The organism is Wolbachia endosymbiont of Drosophila seguyi (genome assembly GCF_028981765.1).
GTDB classification, from domain to species: domain Bacteria; phylum Pseudomonadota; class Alphaproteobacteria; order Rickettsiales; family Anaplasmataceae; genus Wolbachia; species Wolbachia pipientis.
This window is the reverse complement of sequence record NZ_JAPQLM010000019.1, coordinates 1-848: the sequence shown is the minus strand read 5'-3', so window position 1 is coordinate 848 and position 848 is coordinate 1. Positions and strand designations below refer to the sequence as shown.

Sequence of the window (848 nt, the reverse complement as noted above, 5' to 3'; positions counted from 1 at the left end):
TATTTATTAGTTTTACTGATTACTGTCTCAGCATTTCTCATATCTGGGCAAGTATCCAGTTCAAGCAATATCGAGAATGATTTTCAAGATTTACAAGAAAAATTACCATTATTGAAAGATCAGGATTTGTTATTTTTAGATCCAGCTTCAGCTTTAAATTATGGTGATAGGGCAGGTAAAAAAGTGTTAATGGTTATAGTTCACCATACTGAAACATCAACACTAAAAGGTACAAAAGATACGCTGAATGCTAGAGGATTGTCAGTTCATTTTATTGTCGATAGGGATGGCAGCATCACCTTAATGGTTCCATTAGAGAAAGAAGCATGGCATGCTGGTATTAGTTATGCAAGAGTTAAGGTAGATAGTAAGCTTGAAGAGTTACGGAAGCTTAACAACTATTCTGTAGGTATTGAAATTGTAAACACAGGACTTGAGCCTTTTCCGGAAGAGCAAATGAGATCTGTTAAAGAGCTGATTTTATACCTTATGGAGCGTTTTAAAATTAAAAGGGATATGATATTTAGTCATTCTGAAATAGGAACTATAGTGTATGATCCAGAGCTTGGCTATACAATGCGTAAACCAGATCCACACAAATTGTTTGATTGGGAGTTATTAGAGAAAAATGAAATTGGATTGCACATAAGTGACAGAATAAACCCTAAAGATGCTAAACACAAAATGGGCAAAACATTGTATAAAGCAGGTGATAGAAATGAAGGTATTTTGAAATTAAAACAAAGGCTGAACAGATTTTTCTATAAGATAGAACCTTGGAATGATAAGAAAGGTAATGTAATTTTTCCTGATAATAATGCTGATTACTCAGATGAGTTTGATGAGAA

The 848-nt window shown here is 33.4% G+C and carries 1 protein-coding gene; it reads left to right on the top strand.

The features are described 5' to 3' along the window. A partial coding sequence (locus tag OZD62_RS00320) for an N-acetylmuramoyl-L-alanine amidase (protein ID WP_275019184.1) occupies positions 1–848 on the top strand: 848 nt, incomplete at both ends.